We start from the raw sequence: 19,932 nt of genomic DNA, 5'->3' as shown, positions 1-19,932 counted from the left end.
TCTCACGCGCCGGCCGCCGGGGCCCGGTGCCGCAGATAATGCCCGACAGCTGTGTCGTCCGATGCGACGGCCTTGACGATCGCTGCCGCCCCCACGATCACCACCGACATCACGAAAAGCCAACTGACAGAGGTGAAAGCGAGCCCCCACGGCCCGAAGTGCCGCTGGGCTTGCGCCGTTATCCGTGGCAGCACGATACGAGCGACGACGTGCACCGCGGTCAGCCCGATCGCGGTCAGGACGCCGGTCGTCCAGAGCACCCGCCCGGTCAGCGCGCCCTTGGTGAGCAGGAACGGTGCGAACGCCCACACCAGGGTCCACACCGCGACCTCACCGAGCAGCGCGAGCGGCTGCCCCGCGACCCGAATCCGGGTCAGATCACGGGTCTGCTCGACGAGTGCGGTCGACAACGCCACCGCGAGCAGCGCGGTCAACCACCGCCAGGCATCCCGCGGCCCCATCGACGGCACCCGCCACACCGCCCCGTAGACCCGGCCGAGGGCCCGAGCGAACGAGGTGCCACTGAGGATGATCATCAGCAGCCCGACCACACCGAACGCGGTCAGTGACCGATCCGATGACGTGGCCGCATCCCCGGTGTGCAAGACGGCGGGGTCGAAGCCGAACTGATCGCGAATGGTGTCGGTGGTCGGTTGCCAGCCGCTGAACGCCGACGCGGCGATGATCACCGGAAGCACCGAGGTGAAGATCTGCGCTGCCAACGCCAGTGCTCGATCGACGAGCTCGATCTCGACGAGGGTTCCGGCCACGCGCCATGCTGTCCGGCCGACAGGTGTGGCGCGTAACCAGCGGATAGCGGCCCGGGCGCGCGCCGCGGATGCTCGCCGAGCCGCCGATGGTCCGGATTTCACGGGACGCGCGATGGGTCGATGGGCGACTGCCGCACGGGCGAGGTCACGAATACCTCCCTCAGCTCGACTTTCGACCGGTGATCCGAGACTCCGATCCATCAAACCAAGAACTGGTGTCCGTGCTGCCGCTCTGCGAGCAGCGAGTCCGCATCGACATGTGCACCGGCGAGGGCGATGTCGCCCCCCGCGCCGGAACGGTGCCGCCGGTTCGCTGGCGCGGTGCCGGGGCAGCGGCGATGCTGGGAGTGAACTATGAGATGCGACAAGGCAATTGGCGTAATCGCAAGCGATCGACCACAATTGAAGGAATGGGTGGCGTTGGGGCACGAAAGCTACGCGAGCTCCCGGCTGCCGAGTCACTGAAACGGCTGGCCGGCGCGCAATTCGGGCGAATTGTGTACTCGCGCCGTGGACTTCCGATCATCCGGCCGGTCAATCACATCGTCGAAGAGGATGTGGTGGTGGTGCGGGCACAGCTGGGCGCCAGCCTGCTGCGGGGTGACGGCCAGGTGGTGGCGTACGAGGCCGACTCGTTCGACGAGCACACCCGGCAGGGCTGGAGCGTGATCGTCACCGGGGTCGCGCGGGTGGTGATGGATCCCGAGCAGGTGCAGCGCTACGAGACGCTGCTCGACCCCTGGATCAACCTGCCGATGGATCATGTCATCCGCATCGAGGCCGAGGTCGTCACCGGCCTCGAGCTGATCGACGAGGGCAGCTGACCACACGCCACGTGCGGTGGTGACTGTGACCCCGCGCATACCGCTCCGGTAGCGTGACACGCCGTTGGACCGAGCCCGGCAAACCGCCGACAGGCTCGGCGCGGCCGGTGGCTCCCGATCACGAACGGCGGGTTCCGGCCGCACGCACGCGAGAGGAACCGCATTTGACAGCCTCGGAAAGGCAGCTACCGGACATCGGTACCGCACGCACGGACGACGAGGGGTATTCCCGCGGCCTGTCGCCGCGCACCATTCAGATGATCGCCATCGGCGGCGCGATCGGCACCGGCCTGTTCTACGGCGCGGGCGGCGCGATACAGAAGGCCGGCCCGGCGCTCATTCTCTGCTATCTGGCCGCCGGTCTGGCCATCTTCGTGATCATGCGGGCCCTGGGCGAACTGCTCACCTACCGGCCCGTCACCGGCAGCTTCGCCGAATACGCCAATGAGTTCCTGGGCCGCTTCGCGGGTTTCGCCACCGGCTGGACCTACTGGGCGGTCTGGGTGGCCACCTGCATGGCCGAGATCACCGTGGCCGGCAAGTACGTGCAGTACTGGTTCGACATCCCGCAGTGGGTGACCGCACTGGTGGTGCTGGGCATCATGTTCATCGCCAACCTGGTGTCGGTGCGGCTGTTCGGCGAGGGCGAATTCTGGTTCTCCGCCATCAAGGTGACCGCCATCGTGGCCATGATCGTGATCGGCGTCGGCGTGCTGATCTTCCACTTCGGCCACGCCACCAACCCGACCGTCACCAACCTGTGGAACGACGGCGGCGTGTTCCCCAACGGCTTCGGGCAGGCGCTGCTGGCCCTGCAGATCGTGGTATTCGCCTACGTCGGTGTGGAACTGGTGGGCGTCACCGCGGGTGAGGCGCGTGACCCCAAGCGCACGCTGCGCAAGGCGATCAACAGCCTGCCGCTGCGCATCGGCCTGTTCTATGTCGGCGCGCTCGTGGTCATCATGTCGGTGTCGAGCTGGCGCACCTTCCACGCGGGCCGCAGCCCGTTCGTGGAGGTCTTCGAGCAGATCGGTATCCCGGGCGCGGCCGGCATCATCAATTTCGTGCTGCTGACCGCGGCGCTGTCGTCCTGCAACTCCGGCATCTACTCCACCGGCCGCATGTTGCGCAGCCTGTCGCAGCGCGCGGAGGCCCCGGCCGCCCTGGGCTCGCTGAGCGGCCGATCGGTGCCCGCGGCCGGTATCGCGGTCTCGGCGGCGGTCATGGTGATCGGCGTGGCGGTGAACTACTTCTCGCCCGACAAGGCATTCGGCTACATCACGTCGGTGTCCACGATGGGCATCATCTTCGTGTGGGGCGTGATCCTGGTCTGCCACCTGCTCTACCGCCTCCGCGTCAAGCAGGGCGTGCTGCCGGGCAGCGACTACCGCCTGCCGGGCGCACCCGTCACCACGGTGCTCGCCCTGGCCTTCCTGGCCGTGGTCGTCGTCCTGCTGTTCTTCACCGAGGACGGCCGCAGCGCCCTCGTAGTCGGCCTGGTCTGGGGCGTCCTGGTTTGCGCCGGGTACCCCCTGCTTTCCCGCAAGCACTCGGCGAGCGCTGTTTAACAGCTAGTCTCGGTGGGCATGACGCATGCTCGAGATCGTCGGGGGAGGCAATCGGCGGCGTACGACCCCGCCACGGTGCCACTACGCCCGACGAGACCCAGCAGGTCGACGAGACCCAGCCGGTCCAGACCCCGCCCGCCCACCGCCCGCCGCCCTCGTGGACGCCCCGAGCGAACACGCCGGGCGCTGGCGGCCGGGCGGGTGGCAATGGCCCTGCTGGCGGTCGCGGCGCTGACCGCCACCGGCGCGGCCTGGCGCAGATACCATCAGGAATTGAGCGGGCTGACCATCTCCGGTGTCACTCCGGACGGCCCCAAATCCAGCGGCAAGACCCAGAACATCCTCGTCATGGGCCTGGACAGCCGCCTCGACGAGCACGGCAATCCACTGCCCCAGGACATGTACGACGCGCTGCACGCGGGGGACGACAGCGAGGGCGGCTTCAATGCGAATGTGCTGATCCTGGTACACATTCCGGGCGACGGCTCCAAATCCACCGCCATCTCCATTCCCCGCGACGACTACGTCACCCTCGATCCCGCGTCCTGCGCCACCTCCCCGTGTAAGGGAAAGATCAAGCAGGCGTACGGATTCGCCTACGCGCGGGCCAAGGACAAGCTCGCGGCCGCCGGGGTCAAGGATCCACTGGAACTCGATCAGAAGTCCCGCGACGCGGGCCGCCTCGCCGAGAGCAATACGGTCGGCAAGTTCCTCGGCAATGTGCCCGTCGACCATTTCGTCGAGATCACCCTGGCCGCCTTCTTCCAGATCGCCGAGGCCGAACAGCCGATCACCGTGTGCCTCAACGAGGACACCTCCGACGGCTACTCGGGCGCCAACTTCAAGAAGGGCAAGCAGCAGATCGACGCGGCGCAGGCCATGGCCTTCGTGCGCCAGCGTCGCGACCCGGATCAGCCATTGTTCACCGACCTGGACCGCACCCGCCGCCAGCAGGCCTTCATCGTGTCCCTGGCCCGGCAGCTGCAGGACGGCGGCACCCTCGGCAGTCCCGGCAAGCTGCGCGCGCTGCTGGATATCGCCAAGCAGAACACCGCCATCGACAGCGGCCTGGACCCACTGTCGTTCGCGCAACGCGCCTCCGCGCTGCTCGACGACGGGCTGTCGCTGTACACGCTGCCGGTCAAGGACTTCGGCACCGATGACGCGGGGGAGTCGATCAATATCGTGGATACGGACGAGATCAAGGGCATCGTGCGAAACCTGCTGTCCCCGGGCGACTCCGGCACCACCACGACCACCACGCCCGCGCCCGCCACCACCACCATCTCGGATGCCACCGGCATCGTGCTGAACGTCGTCAACAGCTCCGGTGAGAACGGCCTGGCCGCCAAGGTCGAACAGGCCCTGGCCACACGGGGTTTCACGCAGGGCGCCGCGACCACCGGCGCGGCCCGCGACACCACCACGCTCACCTACGGCGCGGGCGCCGAATCCGCCGCCACCGCCCTCGCGGCCCAACTCGGACTCACCGCCACCGGTTCGGCGGTCGTGGAAGCCCAGTCCGTCCAGCTCACCCTCGGCAGCGACGCCCGCAGCGGACCCCTCGCGAATGTGCCGGTCGACCAGACCGATCCGACCACCTCGGCCACCCGCACCAGGACACCGGCCACCTCCACCACCCCGCCCGTCCCGGTCGCGGCCACCGCCCCCGGCGCCAACGCGCCCGAGGCCACCGACCTGTCGCAGATGGATACCGGCGGCATTCCCTGTGTGAGGTAATCGAATTCGCGCATGCCCCGGGCACGGCGGGCGTAGCTTTCTTGGTGCAGGCTATGGTTCGAGGGGCGAACATGAACGATCCGCGGCGCTACGTGGTCATCGGCGGGGGACTGGCGGGATTGGCGTCGGCGGTCTGGCTGGCCGAAGCCGGCAAGCAGGTCACGCTCCTGGAACGGCGCGGACGCCTCGGCGGCCGCACCCACGCGCTGGAGGTCGCACCGCTGCGCGACATCCCCGACAACGGCCAGCATGTGATCGCCAGCGGCTACGAGCATCTTTTCCGATACCTGACCAGCGTCGGCACCCGCCAGTACGTGACCTTCCCGCAGCAGGGCGTCCTGCGCTGGCCCGGCGGGCGCACCGCGATCATGGGCACCACCGGTTTTCCCGCGCTGCGGGCCCTGTTCGGCGCGCATCCCGACGCGAGCACCGGCGACCGGCTGCGCGCGGCCACGGCCACCCTCCGGATGGGGTGGCAATGCCTGCGTCAGCCCGGTGATCTGGCCGACCTCACCACCGACCAGTGGTTCCGGCGGCTCGGCATGCCCGCCACCGCGCGGGAGGCGCTGTGGGATTGGCTGGCGCTGGGCATCGCCGCCGAACCGGTGCGGCAGGAATCGGCCAAGGTGTTCGCCGACGTACTGGCCACCGGAATCCGGCTGGGCGTCAGGCATTTGCGGCCCGTCGGCATCGGCTATCCCACCACCGACCTCGACACCCTGCTCGTCTCCGGCGCGCAGCGGGTGTTCGACCGGCACGGGGTGCAGGTGCGACACCGGGCGGTGGCCCGGCGCATTCGCATTGCGGACGGCGCGGTGACCGGTGTGGTGCTGGCCGGCGGCGAGGTGCAGCCCGCCGACGCGGTGGTGTGCGCCGTGCCCAACTCCTACATCGGCGGCCTGCTCGACGAGCTACCCGAGCACGACCGGATCTATTCGGCCGCCGACAAACTCGGCTACACCCCGATCGTCAGCACCAACCTCTACCTCGATCGCCCACTCGGCACCAAGGCCGCCATGGAGGCGCTCATCGGCGGGGCGGGGATCATCGACGAGGTGTTCGACCGGCAGCGCATGCACGGACGCGGCACCCTCGATGGCTGGCTGTACTGCCTGACCACCAGCGGCGCCTACGAGCAGATCCACAAGCCGCACCACGCGGTGGTGGACGAGCAGATGGCGCTGCTGCGGCGCTACTATCCCGACGCCGCGGACTCGAAAGTGGTGCACGCACAGGTGGTTCCGATGCCACGGGCCACGTTCTCGCAGGTGGTCGGGACCGATGGGCTGCGGCCGGGGCAGCGCACCTCGGTGCCGACGCTGGTGCTGGCGGGGGATTGGACCCGAACCGACTGGTCGGCAACGATGGAGAGTGCCGCCCAGAGCGCGGCGAAGGCCGTGGATCTGCTGCTGGCCCTGCCCGCCGCCCGCCGTGTCGGCCAAGCGGTTTGATTACTCGCGTTCTGCTCGCACCGGCGGCTCCCGGAAGAAGTTCAGGATCAGCCGCGTGATGTCGGCCAGGAACCGCTCACGGGGAATGGGCGGAGCGTCGAGCAGGTAGCGGATGGTCAGATGCTCGACCGTGCGCACCAGCATCCAGGCCGCTGCATCGGCGTCCACCTCGGCCGGAATCGGATACGGCCGCAGGGACAGCGCCACCCGGGCCAGCTCACCGATCTGCTGCTCGAACGCCACCACCGGCCAGTCCGCACCCAGCCGTGGAGTCTGCTCGACGACTGCGCGCAGCAGCTCGCGGTCATTGCCCAGGGCGTCCATCAGATACGAAATGGTCTCCGGCACCGACACTTCCGGCGGTCTGCCGATATTCGACAGCACCCGCGCCCGGACCCGCTCGGCCACGTCGCGGGTGTAGCGCTCGATCACCGCCGCCACCACCGCGTCCTTGTTCGGGAAGTACTGATACAGCGAGCCCGGGCTGATATTCGCCGCGGCGGCAATCCGATTGGTGGAGGCGCCGTCGTAGCCGTGGATGATCAGCACCTGCTGCCCGGCGTCGACAATGCGGGCCACCATGGCGCGTGAGCGTTCCTGCTGCGGGGTGCGGCGCGGCGGTGGCGCGGGCGTTTTCGGGGTGCGGCGCTTCGATGGCATGGCGTTCGGGGCGAGATTCGGAATGCGAATTGAATGCGAGTGAATAGTCGTGTCAGCGTGGAAACATGGTGTCACACAGCGCGGTGTCGGACCAGGGCAAGGAACCGGCGCACCCTCGTCGACGCGATCCTTTGCCGCTCGGGCCGGAAACGCTGACCTGGCAGACCTTCGGGTCGCTGTACTTTCTGCCCAGCGCCCTGTTCGTCGGCATGGTGCAGAACATGCATCCCGGACTCGGGGCCGGCGTGGAATTCCACTCCGAGATCCACGACGAGTTCTATCAGCGGATCCTGCGCTCGCTGTACCCGATCTACGGGGTGGTGTTCGACGGTGACCGCGCCCGCGACACGGCACGCGAGATCGTCGGATACCACCGTGACATCAAGGGCGTCGACGCGCACGGGCGCCGATATCACGCCCTGGATCCCGGCACCTTCTACTGGGCGCACGCGGTGTTCTTCGTCCAGAACCTGCGCGCCGCAGACCTGTTCATGGGCGGGCTGAGCGAGGCCGGCCGCGAACAACTCTGGCGCGAGCACTACCGCTGGTACGAGCTGTACGGCATGAGCATGCGGGTGGTGCCGCCGAGCTGGCCCGCCTTCCAACGTTATTGGCGCGACATGTGCCGCGACACCCTGGAACCGACCAAGGCCGCCCGGGATGTCTTCCATCTCGTGGACACCGTGCCGGTGCCGCCGTTCCCGCTGGTCCGGCGGCTGCCGAAACCGCTGTGGGAACACCTGATCCGCCCGGCCGGCGGACAGTTCTACCGATTCGTCACCATCGGCCTGTGCGATCCGGAGATCCGCCACACCATGGGGTTCACCTGGACCGCCCGCGACCAGCGCCGCTTCGACCGGCTGTGCCGGACACTGTCGGCCATGAACCGGGTGACACCCGACTCGGTCAAATACTTCTTCCCCCGCATCCACGCCGCTCGCCGCCGCGTGGCCGGGAAACGTCCCGCGTGGCTGCCGCCGCCCGAAGCACCCGAAATGCTATGGCCCGCCGCCGGACACCGCGCAGACCGCAAGCACTACTGCCCGGTCCACGCCGACCGCGGCGCCGACTCGATCACCAGATTCCGCCAGCTGACAGGGTTTTGACGCCATGACCGAGGGTCTCGAAGCGACACCGTCGCATCCCTGCGACTACTACTACCGCCCGGGTCTGCCGCTGCGCCCGCCACCGCCGCGCGCCGTGCCCTCGGAGCTGTGGTTCCGACCGCGAAAGGCCATGCTGGGTCCGTGGATCGACGTGCGCCCCGAGCCCGCCGACACCCCGCGCGCCCGGATGATGGCCGACCACACCGTCCGGGTCCGGCTCATGCACGCCCAGGTCCGCGCGATGCTCCGGCGAACGTGGGGCGCTTGGCCCGCTACCTCGCCGCCCGCGTCGGCATCCGGGGCACGCCCTTCGACCACCACGACACCGCTGCCGAAGCCGCCCACTGCCCCGTCTGATCCCTAACCCTGCGTCCCGGCAATGCTCAGGTACACGACCATGATCGTGAACAAAAACCACGCCGCCCCCTGCCAGATCGGCCACGCTCGCTCCGCCCGCCACGCCCGGAACGCGATCACCAACGCCCCGATCCCCCCGAACAGCAAAACCCCACCCGGCCCCAGCCCCACCACCACCCGCGAGGTGCCATCACACAGACTCGACCCGGCATTCAGGCACGCAGGCCGCGCCGCCGCCCAAACCAGCACGACGACCGCGACAACCGCGGTCCCGCCGAGCACGGCCAGCACATAGGTGGTCGCATGCCGCAACATCGAGGGATCATTCCACCGCTTCTCCACATCGTTCACCATGACCACACCACCTCCGCTCAGCGCCCGATCCGCACCCGCCGATACCACCATGGTCGTCCTGCACGCCACCCCCTGCCACGCCGAACACCACCTCTTCGTCCCGTGTGATTCGCCCCCCTGAGCTCCACCGGATGCTGCCGCGCCGGCGGGGTGCGTGGTCAGCGGGCGTCGGCGGCCAGCCCGAGACCCAGGCCGACGAGGATGGCGGCGAGGGTGCGTTCGATGCGGCGGCGGATTCCGGTGCGGCGCAGCCAGGTTCCGGCTCGGTCGGCGGCGAGGACGACGCCGATGCACCAGGTGGTGTCGATGGCCAGCTGGATGACGGCCAGGATCAGGACCGTGGGGAGGACCGGTCCGCTCGCGGGTAGGAATTGGGGGAGGATCGTCAGGCCGAAGACCGCGGCCTTCGGGTTGGCGGCAATGGAGATCAGCGATGCCCGGAAGGCGGAGGCCGGGGTGCGGCCGCCGGGCAGGGCCGAGGTCAGCGCGGCGCCGAAGGCGTCGTCCCCCCGCGATCCGCGCCAGGCCTGGATGCCGAGCCACACCAGCACGACCGCTCCGAGCAGATGGATGCCCACATTCAGCACCCGGTTGGCCACCAGCAGCGCCGACAGCCCCGCGCCGCCCGCCAGTGTCCAGCCGAAGATGCCGATCTCATTGCCCGCCACCGCCGCCAGCCCGGCGGCCCGGCCGTCCCGCACCGACCGCTGCAGGAACAGCGCGGTCGCCGGACCCGGCAGCGCAGCCAGAATCAAACAGGCGAGCGTGAAGGCGGGAAGTACTTCGATCCAATGCGGCATCCGTCGATGCTGTCACCGCCGCCCCGGCCGGGCCAGCGGATTCCGCCGCACGAGCCGACTTCGCACCCCAACCGGCGAGTCTCGCCACGACACGCCATCATTCGCCCTGCCGGACCCCGACCCTCGCCGCCGTCTGCCATGCTCCGGTGCGCGCCACCTCGTCCCTCCGAGCATCCGGCCTGATGCGCCGCTTCGGGACATGTAGGCCTGCTGTGCCGCCTCGGGCGCGGGCGGATCGCCACGCCGCGGCGCGGACGAAGAGTCAGCCTTGCGAGGTGGCCTGTGCGCTGACTGCCTCGGAGAGATAGTCCTGTCCGCCGACGTACACCGTGTGGCCGGATGGGGTTTCGAGGGTGGTCGCGTTGGCGACGGCGGTGGCGAAGTCCTCGACGGTCGGCAGGTCGCCCTGGTCACGCCGTGCGGTGACGGCATCGGGGTCCCGGCGTTCGAGCAGGCGCACGATGATGGTGCCGTCGATCATGTCGCCCGACACCACGGTGAAACCGATACCGCGGCTGGTGAATTCGCCGGTCATGGCCCGCAGGGCGTCCTCGCCGGCGCGCTTGCTCGCGGCGATGGGCTCGTAGCCGGGCGGGACCTCGCGGGTGGGGGAGAAGTGGGCCTGGTGGCTGGTGACGAAGACGATGCGACCGCCCTCGGGCAGGTGCGGCAGCGCAAGCCGGGTCAGGCGAGTCTGGGCGTCGCGGTTGAGGAGCATGGCGTAGCCGGGGGCGGCGTCGCGTTCCAATCCGCCGGAGGCGTTGAGCACCAGCACATCCACCCGCCCGAACTCGGCGATCACCCCGTCGATGAGGGCCCGCGCGCTGTCCGGGTCGGCGATATCCGCCCCTGCCACCGACGCGCTGCCGCCCGCGGCGGCGATCTCGGCGGCCAGGGTCTCCGCGCGTTTGCGCTTCTCGCGGTAGTTGATCACCACGTGGTCGCCTCGGGCGGCCAGCACCCTCGCGGTTTCCGCACCGATGCCCCGGGAGGCTCCGGTGACCAGGACGATGCGCCGCCGGGTATCCGTTGTCGCCATCAGCGACCTCCATCCAGTGAGTTGCTTCTAATCCAGAAGCACTAGATTGGTACTTCGAAATGAGAAGCGCAAGTCAGCCACCCCCCGCCAACAGCCGCGCAGACGCCTCCGCGACCCCGCTACTGGCCGCCATGGACCTGCTCGGCCAGCGCTGGATGCTGCGCGTGATCTGGGAACTCGAGCCCGGCCCACTCGGTTTCCTGGAACTGCGCCGGCGCATGGGCAACTGCTCGTCGAGCATGCTGTCGGTGCGACTGCAGCGGCTGGTGGAAGCCGGTGTGGTGGACAAGAAGCCGGACAAGTCCTACGAATTGACCACTGCCGGAGTGGAATTGGGCGACGCCCTGGCACGGGTTTGGCGGTGGTCGGAGCGCTGGGCAGGTAGCCTCGAGCGCGCGGGGGGCGAGGACGAGGCGTAGGAACGGGATGAAACGCAGGCTGCTCATCGGCGGCGCGCTCACGCTGGTGGTGCTGGCCCTGATCTCCGTCGGGTTGTACACCCTGATGAACTCACGCACCTACCAGGTGACCGGCCGCATCGTGCCGCGCGTCGACACCACCGACAAGATCGTCGCCCTCACCCTCGACGACGGCCCCGGCGAGCGCACCCCCGAGATCCTGAAAACCCTTGCCGACGCGGGCATTCCGGCCACCTTCTACCTCATCGGCGGCGAACTGGCCGCCCATCCCGACCAGGGCCGGGCCATCGCCGCCTCCGGCAACGAGATCGGCAATCACACCTACCACCACCAGCGCATGGTCTTCGTGACCCCCGGCTTCGTCCGCGACGAGGTGGAGCGCACCGACGCCGAGATCGCGAAAACCGGCTACCGGGGCCCGATCACGTTCCGGCCGCCCAACGGCAAGAAGCTCTTCGCCCTGCCCTGGTATCTGTCCCGCCACGATCGCACCACGGTCACCTGGGACGTCGAGCCCGACTCCGGCAAGGCGCCGACCACCGACCAGATCGTGGCGGAGACCCTGTCGAAGGTGCGCCCGGGCTCGATCATCCTGCTGCACACCATGTATGCGACCGGCGGTCCCTCGCTCGCCGCCATTCCCCGCATCGCCCGGGCGCTGCAGGATCAGGGCTACCGCTTCGTCACGGTCTCCCAGCTGCTCGCGCGCTAGCGCTCAGGCCGCGTCGCCGGATCCGGTGATACCGCGCCGGATCTCACCGGCCGTGTGCGCTTCCCGCGGCATGGCCCGCGCGTGCGAGGAACGCAACTGCCACGGCACACTGGTCACCATCACCCCCGGCTCGAACAGCAACCGCGCCTTGAGCCGCAGCGAACTCTGGTTGTGCAGCAGGTTCTCCCACCAGCGCCCGACCACGTACTCGGGGATGAACACGCTCACCACATCGCGTGGCCGCGACTTCCGCTGGCGTTTGATCTCTTCCAGCACCGGCCGGGTGATTTCGCGATACGGCGATTCGATGACCTTCAGCGGAATCCCGACCTGGTAGGTCTCCCAGTCCTGGGCGAGGTGGCGGGTGTCGGCGTCGTCCACGTTCACGGTCACCGCGGTCAAGGTGTCGGGCCTGGTGGCGCGCGCGAACTGCACCGCACGCTGGGTCGCCTTGTGCCAGCCCGACACCAGTACCAGCGCGTGCACCCGCCCCGGCAGCGTCTCCAGATCGTCCCGGTCGATCTCCAGTTCGACCCGCACCGACGAGTAGTGCCGGTGGATCAGCCACATGATCGCCACCAGCACCGGCATGGCGATGACCACCAGGTACGCGCCATGGGTGAATTTGGTGATCATGACGACCACCAGCACCACCCCGGTGAAGCAGGCGCCGAAGGCATTGATGAAGCGCGCCCGGTGGATTCGCAGGCGCTCGGCCCGGCTGTCGACGGTGCGCAGCTCCTTGTTCCAATGCCTGACCATGCCCGTCTGGCACAGTGTGAACGACGTGAACACGCCCATGATGTAGAGCTGGATGAGTCGCGTGGTGGACCCGTCGAAGGCGTAGATGAGCCCGCCGGCCACCACCGCCAGCAGAATGATGCCGTTGGAGAAGGCCAGCCGGTCCCCGCGGGTGTGCAGCTGCCGCGGCATGTAGCGCCGCTGCGCCAGGATCGAATTCAGCAGCGGGAAGCCGTTGTAGGCGGTGTTGGCGGCCAGGACCAGGATCAGCGCCGTGGTCACCATCAGGTAGTAGAAGGCGATGCTGTGCCCGCCGAACACCGCGGCCGAGATCTGCGCGATGACGGTCTTCTGCGCGTCGGTCCGGCAGTCGCCCTCGAATCCGATGAGATCGCAGGTATTTTCGACCACCCGGGTCTTGGTGATCATGGCCAGCGCCGTGACGCCCGAGAACATGGCGATGGCGATGACGCCCATGGCGGTCATGGTGCGGGCGGCATTGAGCGCCTTGGGCTTCCGGAACGCGGGCACCCCGTTCGAGATGGCCTCGGCGCCGGTCAGCGCGGTACATCCGGAGGAGAACGCCCGTAACAGCAGGAACGCCACGCCCGCGGTCGAGAGCCCGACCTGCTCGGCGTGAATCTGATAGTGCGCGCTCTCCGCCACCGGCGTGTGCCCGAGCAGTGTCTGGCCCAGCCCTACCACGATGAGCGCGAACACGCCGAGCACGAATCCGTAGGTGGGAATCGCGAAAGCCCGCCCGGATTCCCGGACGCCGCGCAGATTCATCGCGGTCAGGAAAACGATGAATGCGAGATTGACGGCCACCCGGTACGGATTCAGATCCGGAATGGCGGAAATGATGTTGTCCACTCCGGCGGCCACCGATACCGCGACGGTCATGACATAGTCGACCAGCAGTGCCGCCGCCACGACCAGGCCGGGCAGCGCTCCCAGGTTCTCGGCCACCACCTCGTAGGAGCCGCCGCCGGACGGATACGCCTGCACCACCTGCCGATACGACAGCGCCACCACCGCCAGCAGCACCACCACGCCCGCGGCCACCACCGGGGTGAAGTGGAGGTAGGCCAGACCGCCCAGGGTCAGAATGAGCAGGATCTCCTGCGTGGCGTAGGCGACCGACGACAGTGGGTCACTGGCGAAAATGGGCAGCGCGAGTCGTTTGGGCAGCAGGGTCTCCCCGAGCCGATCGCTGCGAAACGGGCGTCCGAGCACGAGTCGTTTGGCTACGTCGATCGGTGAAACCACGCTCGGAGCCTAGGGCGGAAAACCGCATGAATCGGAACCCCATGCCGTATGGATTTCGTAAAGATACTGAACAGTCCGGTGCTTTCTCTTGCGAGTTTCGAGACTTGTGCAGTTGATCGAACAACCACCTAGACTGTCTGGGACGTAGTCGAGGATTTATGGAGAGGTGACACGATGGGAGACCGGACGGTCGTCGCCGACGTTGCCGACGAGTTGGCACGCCGCGTGGCATCCGGGGAGTACGAGCCCGGTGGTCTGATGCCGTCCGTCCGCCAGGTCGCCGACGAATTCGACCTGAATCGTGCGACGGCGCAATTGATTCTGGGCCGCCTCGAATCCTATGGATTCGTGGACGCGTACCGCGGCAAGGGGTTCGTCATCCGCGATGTGCGCGCCGAGGGCGGCGTCGATGTGTATCGCCGGCTGTTCCGGCTGTCCATGCCGGATCCGGAGATCGCCGCCGACATGTTCGGCAATATCGTCGACGAGGAACGCGGCATCGCGCTCGAGGCGCTGCTCACGTACACCGGCGGCGAGCGCGCCCTCGATCCGGCGGTCCTCAAGGACGAGATCGACGAACTGGAAACCCTTGCGCGCGGCGCGGACCCGGATCCGCACCGCATGCTGAGCATCGAGCTCGGGCTGCTGCGCCGGCTGCTCACCGCGCTCGGGCACACGGTGCAGCGCGCGGTGCTCAACTCCATCGGCGAGATGGTGCTGGAGGTGCCGGAGGCGGTCGAGGCCTACTTCGCGGTCTCGCCGGATCTGCACGTGCTGGTGTGGCGGGCGCTGGTCGCGGTGTGGGAGTCCGACAGCGGGCCGAGTCAGGCGCAACTGGCGCTGTTCGAGGATCTGTTCGGCATGTACCACCGGAAGGTGGTGGCGCGCTTCGAGGAACTGGTCGGCGCGGCCGGGGCCGAGTCGGCCGGCGAGGTGGCCGCGACGGCCTGAAGGGGCTGGACCGACCCGATCACGCCCGTTTCAAATCCGACGGGTCGGTTTCGTCTCAGACAACCCCGCTTGGCAGAAATTATTGCCCGATCACGGCGTTCATGATGGTGCCCGCGCTCGTCGCGACAATGCCGCCGATGAGCGCGCCCGCGACCTGCTTGGGCGCCTGCACCCCGCCGCCGCTCCACTTCTCCCAGGCGAAGCGGCCACCCGCGTAGGTGATGGCCAGCACCCCGGAGAGCAGCACGAACCAGGTGAAATACCGGACCAGGCGCAGCAGCTTGTCGGCCACCGGCGGCGTCTCGGGAGTCGGATCGAAGATCTGCGCGTGCTGAAGCTGAGTCAGCAACTCGTGGGCGGCAGTAAGAAACATCGCGGCGCTCTTCCACGTGATGGCATGTCCACCTCCGGGGTACTCGCCGGAGACGGTGCCGCGCAAGGGAAGTCGCGCTCTGATCGGTCATCGGGCGTGGACACGCGAATGCAATAGTGCGCGCGCCCGGCGCACTCAGTCCACGTCGTTGTCCGCGGACAGATAGGCGATGGCCGCCAGATACTGCCGGCACGCGAAGTGCTGATCGTGCGCGCGCAGGATGGTGCGGGCCTGACGATAGGTGAGGGTGCGTGGTTCGACCGCACAATCACCGGGACTATCGCAGCGAGCTGCGACATCGGTGGAACGGGCGAGCATCTGCGTCATGGGATGCCTCTGGCCGATTGGGGGGATGATCCACCGAGTTTAGGAGCTCGGATCGTGCAGATGCAAGCACATCTGCACGCTCGAATCCGGTGTCTCCCTGGGCGCGACCGGGTTTCTCCACGGCCGCGACCCGGTATCTCTGCGGATGCGACCCGATGTCGCCACGGGTCTCGAATCCGCTGTCCCCGCAGGATAATCCACTGCCCTCGCAGGATGTCCGCGTCACGTGACTTTTCGGACGCATGGTTCCCGGAGTAATCGGACGAACGGGACCAACTAGCCGGGATTGTCTGAAATCCTTCGCAACTTCGCTCGGCTTTTCGGTGAACCAAGATCAAACCTGTTGTGTTGCAAAGGATGTGCCGCTCCGAGGCATCGATAGCGAGCAATCTGCGTGCTATCGTCGTGTTTGCGGTTGCAACTGTAAGTACACCTGATCGAACATTTGCAAGTACTGGGACCACCGTCTGCGGGCGGTACTGGCAAGGAGTCTGAAATGACGGACATCTCGGCAACCCCGATCGATCGCTCGAACCTGTTGTGGCGCAAGAGCACCTTCAGCAATCCCAGTGGAAACTGCGTGGAGATGGCTCCCATGGCCGATGGGCAAGTGGCCGTACGCAACTCCCGAGACCCCGAGGGCTCGCTGATCGTGTACACGCGGCCCGAGATCGACGCGTTCCTGCGCGGCGCGAAGAGTGGAGAATTCGACGACCTCGCGCGCTGAGCGGTAGCATTGGCAATCGGCGCGGTGGTTCGCGACAAGCGGTTGTGAGTCCACTGCCGGCAAACCCGAGCATCGGAGTGGACCCCATGATCGCAGAACCCGTTGCCCACGATCGGGCGGATTCCGCTGTCGCCGAACGTGGCCCGACTGCACTGCGTATCGCGGTCGGCAGCCAGCTACGGAAGCTGAGGGAACTCAGTGGAATTACACGCGAGGCCGCGGGTGACCACATCCGCGGTTCGCACGCGAAGATCAGTCGTCTGGAACTGGGGCGGACCGGATTCAAGGAGCGCGATATCCGGGATCTGTTGGCGCTGTACGGCGTTGACGATCCCGGTGAGCGCGAACAGTTCCTCGAACTGGTTCGTAAGGCGAATCAGCCGGGGTGGTGGCATCGCTACAGCGACCTGCTGCCGCCCTGGTTCGAAACCTATCTCGGCCTCGAGCACGCGGCGAAATCCATTCGTACCTATGAGGGTCAGCTGGTCCCGGGTCTGCTGCAGACCCCGGACTACGCTCGCTCGATCGTCGCCCTCGGGCACGATGCGGATGGAGAGCGCCGCGTCTCGCTGCGCCGGCGCCGCCAGGAGCTACTCACCCGCGACGGCGCGCCGAGTTTCTGGGCCGTGCTGGACGAGGCGGTGCTGCACCGTCCCGTGGGCGGTCCCGGCGTGCTGCGCGGCCAGATCGAGCACCTCATCGACATGTCCAAATTGCCCAATGTGACCATCCAGGTGCTGCCCTACGCGGCGGGTGGCCATGCGGCTGCGGGAAGTTCGTTCACCATGCTCCGCTTCGCTGAGACCGAACTCCCCGACATCGTCTACCTCGAGCAGTTGACCAGCGCGCTGTACCTGGATCGCCGCCAGGATCTGGAGCTCTACCGTCAGGTCATGGATCAGCTGAGCGTGCAGGCGGAGCCGCCGGAGCGCTCCCGCAAAGAGCTGGCGCGGATTGCTGCGGAGCTCGGCTGAGCTCCGGGCTGGTCCCCAGCCGCGGACGGAAGGTCCGTACACATGGATAAGGGGCCCCTCGCGGGGCCCCTATCAGCGTGCCGTCGACCTGACGAGTCGGCCTGCGGCACGGCCGGATTCGGATTACTGCCTGATGAAACTGGAGGCGATGCGCCAGAACGCCTCCGGTTGCATGCAGTGCAGATCCCAGTCGTTCACCATGGCGTGCGCCGTGGTGACGATCCGCTCGATGTCGAAATCATACCGAGTGGCCGCTCCAGTGGATTCGACCTGGCGGATGACGAAAGCGGTTGCCGTCTCACGTGAATAGGTTTGCTCCGGCTGACTTCTGTCGGCAAACCCGAGTCGGCTGAGGTTGATTGGCTGATTCATTCGAACGCCCCTGACGCCAGGCCGACGGCTAACCGTGGGCGAAGAATCGCCGGTGATTCACCGCTCGGCTCTCTGGTTGTCCCCTTATTGGTGCCTTGCACGATGAGTCTATGACCGTGCATTGCGCAGATGCAAGTACATCTGCAACATCGAATTCGCAGCGCCAGAGCATTTTTCGGTGTGCTATGAGTTTGCGATACGAGGGTTGGCAAAAGGTTGCAATCGCCCCCGAGCAGGGCTTTTCCAGTACTTCCGATCGAAAGTTCCGGCGAGAATGGACTGTTCCGATTTATCCAGGAATTAGCGGAAGATCAAACTCGGCCCTCGAGGTGCTCAAACTCTTCCCTGACGCGCGGCGCCTCGCCGCATCGCGGCTTTGAGCCGGCGATGTTCGATGATCATCAGGCCGATTCCGAAACGCAGACACACCGCGCCGGCGAGCCCGCACAGCGCACTCCAGGTGAGCGCACCGTAGCCGGCGGTCGTCAAAGTCAAAGCGATCGCGACGATTCCGGCCGCGGCCAGAATCGGTCCCGGGAGATTACGGGTGTCGTCGTAGGCGGGCGGAGTGACAGGCATCAACACTGTCCTTTCTCCGGGGGTATTGCAGAGCCGATAACAACTGGATACCCGGGCCGGTTCGGGCGAATCACACCGCTGTAGACCCGTGTTCACACCGGCCGTCGGTGATACCCAGATCGTCCAGCAGGCCGAGGAACGCGCGCGCATAGGGCGAGGCCGCGGTTTCGGCCCGCACCCGCCCCCAATCGACCTGGGCGCGCAAATCCCGCGCGATGTGCAACAGCCGGGTGAAATCCAGCCGCTGTGGATCGGGCACGGTGAGCTCGTCCACCAGGAAGTCCGCGACGGTCACCACGGGCGCGGCGATCGACCCGATGAGCAGCCGCTCCGCCCGCGCCAGCAGTTCATCGGTGACGGGACGGTAGTTGGGGCGGAACACCAGATCGACGCGAATATCGCGGTCGTACAGCGTGGTCCGCTCGGCGTCGGCGGCCGGCAGCGGCGGCCGCAGTCCCGCGGCGGCCAGCAGGCGCTGCCCGCGGGCCACGTCCGCGGGCAGCAGCAGCACGTCGATCTCGGAGTGCGGGCCGGTGACCGGCCCGCCGCGCGCGTAGACCGCGCAGTCGCCGGTGAGCGCACAGGGAATGTCGTTGTCCTGCAGGACCTGCACGGTGAGCGTCAGGGTGCCGAGCAGCCGGTCGATGGTGCGGACCATAGCGATGGCGTACCCGTGGTCTCGCGGGCTAATCCGGAACCGCCGCCGGCCCGGCCAGCGGGCCCTGGATTGATACGGGTTCCACGCGTGTGTTAGCTCTGAAAAGAAGTGGATCGATCAACCTGAGTGGACGGGAGCCGGTGCCGTGGTGGATGTGCCCGCGTATTTCGACGAGGTGGACGGCGGTTTCTTCCCGACGCCGTTCGCGGCGAGCCAGTGGTCCTCGGCGCAGGTGGTCGGCCCGGCCCTGACCGGCCTGCTGGCCCGCGAGCTCGAACGCGCGCATGCCACCGACGGGTTCGTGCCGGTGCGGCTGACCGTGGACCTGTTCAGCGCGGCGCGCTTCGAGCACACCACCACCCCGACCGTGCGGGTGCGCGACGGCCGCCGGATCCGGGTCGCGGACGTGAGCGTGGTGCAGGGCGGCACGGTGGCCGCGCGTGCCACCGCGGTGCTGCTGCAGCCCGCCGAGCAGCCGCCGGGGGAGCTGTGGCACCGGGAGCGGGAGCCGCAGCCGCCGTCACTGGAGATCGCGCCGCCCTCGCCGCTGCCGCAGACGCCGCTGTTCAACAGCGGGGAGGACTCGCCGGTGTGGAGCTCGATACCCACCGAGCATGAGAACAACCTCCGGAAACGCACCTGGCAGAACCCGATCCGGGTGGTGACCGGCGAGGAGCTGACCCCGTTCGTGCGGGTCGGGGTGGTGGCCGAGGCCACCAGCATGATGACCAACTGGGGTGACAAGGGCATCGGGTTCATCAATACCGATATGACGCTGGGCCTTTCCCGTCAGCCCGAGGGCACCGAGATCGGCGTGCAGGCCGACAGCCATTTCAGCGAGCTCGGCCTGGCGGTCGGCGTCGCGACGCTGTTCGACCGGATCGGCTCCTTCGGCAGCTGCATGGTCACCTCGGTGTCCAATGCCGGTCGCCAGATCAGCAATGCGCAGCTGGACATGGTGATGCGCCGGAGGATGTGAAACACGACCCTCCGGGCACGGGCCGGTCTCGATGTGGCGTCGAACGGACAAGTCCGGAGTGCGGATCAGAGTGTCCCAGTAGGCTCGGGCGCGCGGGAGACCCGGGGCCGACCCGTTCGAAGACAGTTCTGATCCGTGGGGGTGTTGTGCTGCGTCGCCTGCGAAATATCGCCGGTGTCTTG

24 protein-coding genes are annotated in these 19,932 nt (G+C 67.6%); 13 read left to right on the top strand and 11 right to left on the bottom strand.

All coding sequences use genetic code 11. The annotated features are described in order from the left end of the window. Positions 1-2 precede the first annotated feature (2 nt). Positions 3-770 (bottom strand): hypothetical protein, encoded by a 768-nt coding sequence (locus tag ACFXHE_RS19635; protein WP_379384894.1) that lies wholly within the window; start codon positions 768-770, stop codon positions 3-5. 410 nt (positions 771-1,180) lie between these two features. Here ACFXHE_RS19635 and ACFXHE_RS19630 point away from each other — a divergent pair, with 410 nt between their 5' ends. From ACFXHE_RS19630 to ACFXHE_RS19615, 4 genes are all read left to right on the top strand, one after another. After that, positions 1,181-1,594, top strand: coding sequence for a pyridoxamine 5'-phosphate oxidase family protein (locus ACFXHE_RS19630; protein ID WP_379384892.1), 414 nt, complete (start codon positions 1,181-1,183; stop codon positions 1,592-1,594). Positions 1,595-1,758: 164 nt separating this feature from the next. Beyond that, positions 1,759-3,162, top strand: a complete 1,404-nt coding sequence (locus tag ACFXHE_RS19625) for an amino acid permease (RefSeq protein ID WP_379384890.1) — start codon at positions 1,759-1,761, stop codon at positions 3,160-3,162. A 207-nt stretch (positions 3,163-3,369) separates the two neighbouring features. Then, positions 3,370-4,902, top strand: a complete 1,533-nt coding sequence (locus ACFXHE_RS19620; protein WP_379384888.1) for an LCP family protein — start codon at positions 3,370-3,372, stop codon at positions 4,900-4,902. 71 nt (positions 4,903-4,973) lie between these two features. Then, entirely contained in the window at positions 4,974-6,353 is a 1,380-nt protein-coding gene (locus ACFXHE_RS19615; protein WP_379384886.1) for an FAD-dependent oxidoreductase, read from the top strand. On the opposite strand, the gene ACFXHE_RS19610 is transcribed toward ACFXHE_RS19615, so the two are convergent. Next, a complete protein-coding gene (locus ACFXHE_RS19610; RefSeq protein ID WP_379384884.1) occupies positions 6,354-7,013 on the bottom strand; it encodes a TetR/AcrR family transcriptional regulator in 660 nt (219 codons plus the stop codon). Positions 7,014-7,078: 65 nt separating this feature from the next. On the opposite strand from ACFXHE_RS19610, the gene ACFXHE_RS19605 reads away from it, so the two are divergent. Together ACFXHE_RS19605 and ACFXHE_RS19600 are read left to right on the top strand one after the other, a co-directional pair. Further along, on the top strand, positions 7,079-8,119 hold the full coding sequence (locus tag ACFXHE_RS19605; RefSeq protein WP_379384882.1) for an oxygenase MpaB family protein: 1,041 nt from the start codon (positions 7,079-7,081) through the stop codon (positions 8,117-8,119). 4 nt (positions 8,120-8,123) lie between these two features. Continuing rightward, entirely contained in the window at positions 8,124-8,483 is a 360-nt protein-coding gene (locus ACFXHE_RS19600; RefSeq protein ID WP_379384880.1) for a hypothetical protein, read from the top strand. Here ACFXHE_RS19600 and ACFXHE_RS19595 read toward each other — a convergent pair. Continuing rightward, positions 8,480-8,830: a hypothetical protein gene (locus ACFXHE_RS19595; protein ID WP_354849816.1), complete on the bottom strand. Its 351-nt coding sequence runs from the start codon at positions 8,828-8,830 to the stop codon at positions 8,480-8,482. The genes ACFXHE_RS19600 and ACFXHE_RS19595 overlap by 4 nt on opposite strands. Here ACFXHE_RS19595 and ACFXHE_RS19590 point away from each other — a divergent pair. Then, a complete protein-coding gene (locus tag ACFXHE_RS19590; RefSeq protein ID WP_379384878.1) occupies positions 8,829-8,951 on the top strand; it encodes a hypothetical protein in 123 nt (40 codons plus the stop codon). The two genes, ACFXHE_RS19595 and ACFXHE_RS19590, sit on opposite strands and share 2 nt — an antisense overlap. Before the next feature lie 37 nt (positions 8,952-8,988). Here the strand turns inward: ACFXHE_RS19590 and ACFXHE_RS19585 are convergent, their stop codons facing one another. Continuing rightward, entirely contained in the window at positions 8,989-9,630 is a 642-nt protein-coding gene (locus tag ACFXHE_RS19585) for a LysE family translocator (RefSeq protein ID WP_379384876.1), read from the bottom strand. Between the two features lie 262 nt (positions 9,631-9,892). Next, positions 9,893-10,669 carry an SDR family oxidoreductase gene (locus tag ACFXHE_RS19580; RefSeq protein WP_379384874.1) on the bottom strand — a complete coding sequence of 259 codons (777 nt, stop codon included), beginning with the start codon at positions 10,667-10,669 and terminating at the stop codon, positions 9,893-9,895. Between the two features lie 59 nt (positions 10,670-10,728). On the opposite strand from ACFXHE_RS19580, the gene ACFXHE_RS19575 reads away from it, so the two are divergent. Both ACFXHE_RS19575 and ACFXHE_RS19570 read left to right on the top strand, forming a co-directional pair. After that, positions 10,729-11,088, top strand: a complete 360-nt coding sequence (locus ACFXHE_RS19575; protein ID WP_379384872.1) for a winged helix-turn-helix transcriptional regulator — start codon at positions 10,729-10,731, stop codon at positions 11,086-11,088. A gap of 7 nt (positions 11,089-11,095) precedes the next feature. Continuing rightward, positions 11,096-11,800 carry a polysaccharide deacetylase family protein gene (locus tag ACFXHE_RS19570; protein WP_379384871.1) on the top strand — a complete coding sequence of 235 codons (705 nt, stop codon included), beginning with the start codon at positions 11,096-11,098 and terminating at the stop codon, positions 11,798-11,800. A 3-nt stretch (positions 11,801-11,803) separates the two neighbouring features. Here ACFXHE_RS19570 and ACFXHE_RS19565 read toward each other — a convergent pair whose 3' ends face one another. Further along, positions 11,804-13,810 (bottom strand): APC family permease, encoded by a 2,007-nt coding sequence (locus ACFXHE_RS19565; RefSeq protein ID WP_379384869.1) that lies wholly within the window; start codon positions 13,808-13,810, stop codon positions 11,804-11,806. 174 nt (positions 13,811-13,984) lie between these two features. Between ACFXHE_RS19565 and ACFXHE_RS19560 the strand changes: the two genes are divergently transcribed. Next, complete coding sequence (locus ACFXHE_RS19560; protein ID WP_379384867.1) at positions 13,985-14,761, top strand: GntR family transcriptional regulator; 777 nt, start codon at positions 13,985-13,987, stop codon at positions 14,759-14,761. Positions 14,762-14,840: 79 nt separating this feature from the next. On the opposite strand, the gene ACFXHE_RS19555 is transcribed toward ACFXHE_RS19560, so the two are convergent. Then, entirely contained in the window at positions 14,841-15,134 is a 294-nt protein-coding gene (locus tag ACFXHE_RS19555; protein WP_379384865.1) for a hypothetical protein, read from the bottom strand. 135 nt (positions 15,135-15,269) lie between these two features. Continuing rightward, complete coding sequence (locus ACFXHE_RS19550) at positions 15,270-15,461, bottom strand: hypothetical protein (protein ID WP_379384863.1); 192 nt, start codon at positions 15,459-15,461, stop codon at positions 15,270-15,272. Positions 15,462-15,957: 496 nt separating this feature from the next. On the opposite strand from ACFXHE_RS19550, the gene ACFXHE_RS19545 reads away from it, so the two are divergent. Beyond that, positions 15,958-16,188, top strand: coding sequence for a DUF397 domain-containing protein (locus ACFXHE_RS19545; RefSeq protein ID WP_357002634.1), 231 nt, complete (start codon positions 15,958-15,960; stop codon positions 16,186-16,188). 86 nt (positions 16,189-16,274) lie between these two features. Further along, a complete protein-coding gene (locus ACFXHE_RS19540) occupies positions 16,275-17,162 on the top strand; it encodes a helix-turn-helix domain-containing protein (protein ID WP_379384861.1) in 888 nt (295 codons plus the stop codon). Between the two features lie 123 nt (positions 17,163-17,285). Here the strand turns inward: ACFXHE_RS19540 and ACFXHE_RS19535 are convergent, their stop codons facing one another. The 3 genes from ACFXHE_RS19535 to ACFXHE_RS19525 form a co-directional block, all read right to left on the bottom strand. After that, positions 17,286-17,534, bottom strand: coding sequence for a hypothetical protein (locus tag ACFXHE_RS19535; RefSeq protein WP_354849849.1), 249 nt, complete (start codon positions 17,532-17,534; stop codon positions 17,286-17,288). Between the two features lie 333 nt (positions 17,535-17,867). After that, entirely contained in the window at positions 17,868-18,113 is a 246-nt protein-coding gene (locus tag ACFXHE_RS19530; protein WP_379384859.1) for a hypothetical protein, read from the bottom strand. A gap of 70 nt (positions 18,114-18,183) precedes the next feature. Then, positions 18,184-18,771, bottom strand: coding sequence for a hypothetical protein (locus ACFXHE_RS19525; RefSeq protein WP_379384857.1), 588 nt, complete (start codon positions 18,769-18,771; stop codon positions 18,184-18,186). Positions 18,772-18,916: 145 nt separating this feature from the next. On the opposite strand from ACFXHE_RS19525, the gene ACFXHE_RS19520 reads away from it, so the two are divergent. Then, positions 18,917-19,750, top strand: coding sequence for an acyl-CoA thioesterase domain-containing protein (locus tag ACFXHE_RS19520; RefSeq protein WP_379384855.1), 834 nt, complete (start codon positions 18,917-18,919; stop codon positions 19,748-19,750). Positions 19,751-19,932 lie beyond the last annotated feature (182 nt).

The organism is Nocardia sp. NPDC059229, from assembly GCF_042754165.1.
Classification (GTDB): Bacteria; Actinomycetota; Actinomycetes; order Mycobacteriales; family Mycobacteriaceae; genus Nocardia.
This window is presented reverse-complemented; position numbering and strand designations above follow the sequence as displayed.

What these genes read in the sequence shown, in the direction of transcription:
- ACFXHE_RS19630 (WP_379384892.1), top strand. Translation starts at nt 1,181, where the DNA reads ATGGGTGGCGTTGGGGCACGAAAGCTACGCGAGCTCCCGGCTGCCGAG.
- ACFXHE_RS19620 (WP_379384888.1), top strand. Translation starts at nt 3,370, where the DNA reads ATGGCCCTGCTGGCGGTCGCGGCGCTGACCGCCACCGGCGCGGCCTGG.
- ACFXHE_RS19615 (WP_379384886.1), top strand. Translation starts at nt 4,974, where the DNA reads ATGAACGATCCGCGGCGCTACGTGGTCATCGGCGGGGGACTGGCGGGA.
- ACFXHE_RS19610 (WP_379384884.1), bottom strand. Translation starts at nt 7,013, where the DNA reads ATGCCATCGAAGCGCCGCACCCCGAAAACGCCCGCGCCACCGCCGCGC.
- ACFXHE_RS19605 (WP_379384882.1), top strand. Translation starts at nt 7,079, where the DNA reads ATGGTGTCACACAGCGCGGTGTCGGACCAGGGCAAGGAACCGGCGCAC.
- ACFXHE_RS19600 (WP_379384880.1), top strand. Translation starts at nt 8,124, where the DNA reads ATGACCGAGGGTCTCGAAGCGACACCGTCGCATCCCTGCGACTACTAC.
- ACFXHE_RS19590 (WP_379384878.1), top strand. Translation starts at nt 8,829, where the DNA reads ATGACCACACCACCTCCGCTCAGCGCCCGATCCGCACCCGCCGATACC.
- ACFXHE_RS19595 (WP_354849816.1), bottom strand. Translation starts at nt 8,830, where the DNA reads ATGGTGAACGATGTGGAGAAGCGGTGGAATGATCCCTCGATGTTGCGG.
- ACFXHE_RS19585 (WP_379384876.1), bottom strand. Translation starts at nt 9,630, where the DNA reads ATGCCGCATTGGATCGAAGTACTTCCCGCCTTCACGCTCGCCTGTTTG.
- ACFXHE_RS19580 (WP_379384874.1), bottom strand. Translation starts at nt 10,669, where the DNA reads ATGGCGACAACGGATACCCGGCGGCGCATCGTCCTGGTCACCGGAGCC.
- ACFXHE_RS19575 (WP_379384872.1), top strand. Translation starts at nt 10,729, where the DNA reads ATGAGAAGCGCAAGTCAGCCACCCCCCGCCAACAGCCGCGCAGACGCC.
- ACFXHE_RS19570 (WP_379384871.1), top strand. Translation starts at nt 11,096, where the DNA reads ATGAAACGCAGGCTGCTCATCGGCGGCGCGCTCACGCTGGTGGTGCTG.
- ACFXHE_RS19560 (WP_379384867.1), top strand. Translation starts at nt 13,985, where the DNA reads ATGGGAGACCGGACGGTCGTCGCCGACGTTGCCGACGAGTTGGCACGC.
- ACFXHE_RS19555 (WP_379384865.1), bottom strand. Translation starts at nt 15,134, where the DNA reads ATGTTTCTTACTGCCGCCCACGAGTTGCTGACTCAGCTTCAGCACGCG.
- ACFXHE_RS19550 (WP_379384863.1), bottom strand. Translation starts at nt 15,461, where the DNA reads ATGACGCAGATGCTCGCCCGTTCCACCGATGTCGCAGCTCGCTGCGAT.
- ACFXHE_RS19545 (WP_357002634.1), top strand. Translation starts at nt 15,958, where the DNA reads ATGACGGACATCTCGGCAACCCCGATCGATCGCTCGAACCTGTTGTGG.
- ACFXHE_RS19540 (WP_379384861.1), top strand. Translation starts at nt 16,275, where the DNA reads ATGATCGCAGAACCCGTTGCCCACGATCGGGCGGATTCCGCTGTCGCC.
- ACFXHE_RS19535 (WP_354849849.1), bottom strand. Translation starts at nt 17,534, where the DNA reads ATGAATCAGCCAATCAACCTCAGCCGACTCGGGTTTGCCGACAGAAGT.
- ACFXHE_RS19530 (WP_379384859.1), bottom strand. Translation starts at nt 18,113, where the DNA reads ATGCCTGTCACTCCGCCCGCCTACGACGACACCCGTAATCTCCCGGGA.
- ACFXHE_RS19525 (WP_379384857.1), bottom strand. Translation starts at nt 18,771, where the DNA reads ATGGTCCGCACCATCGACCGGCTGCTCGGCACCCTGACGCTCACCGTG.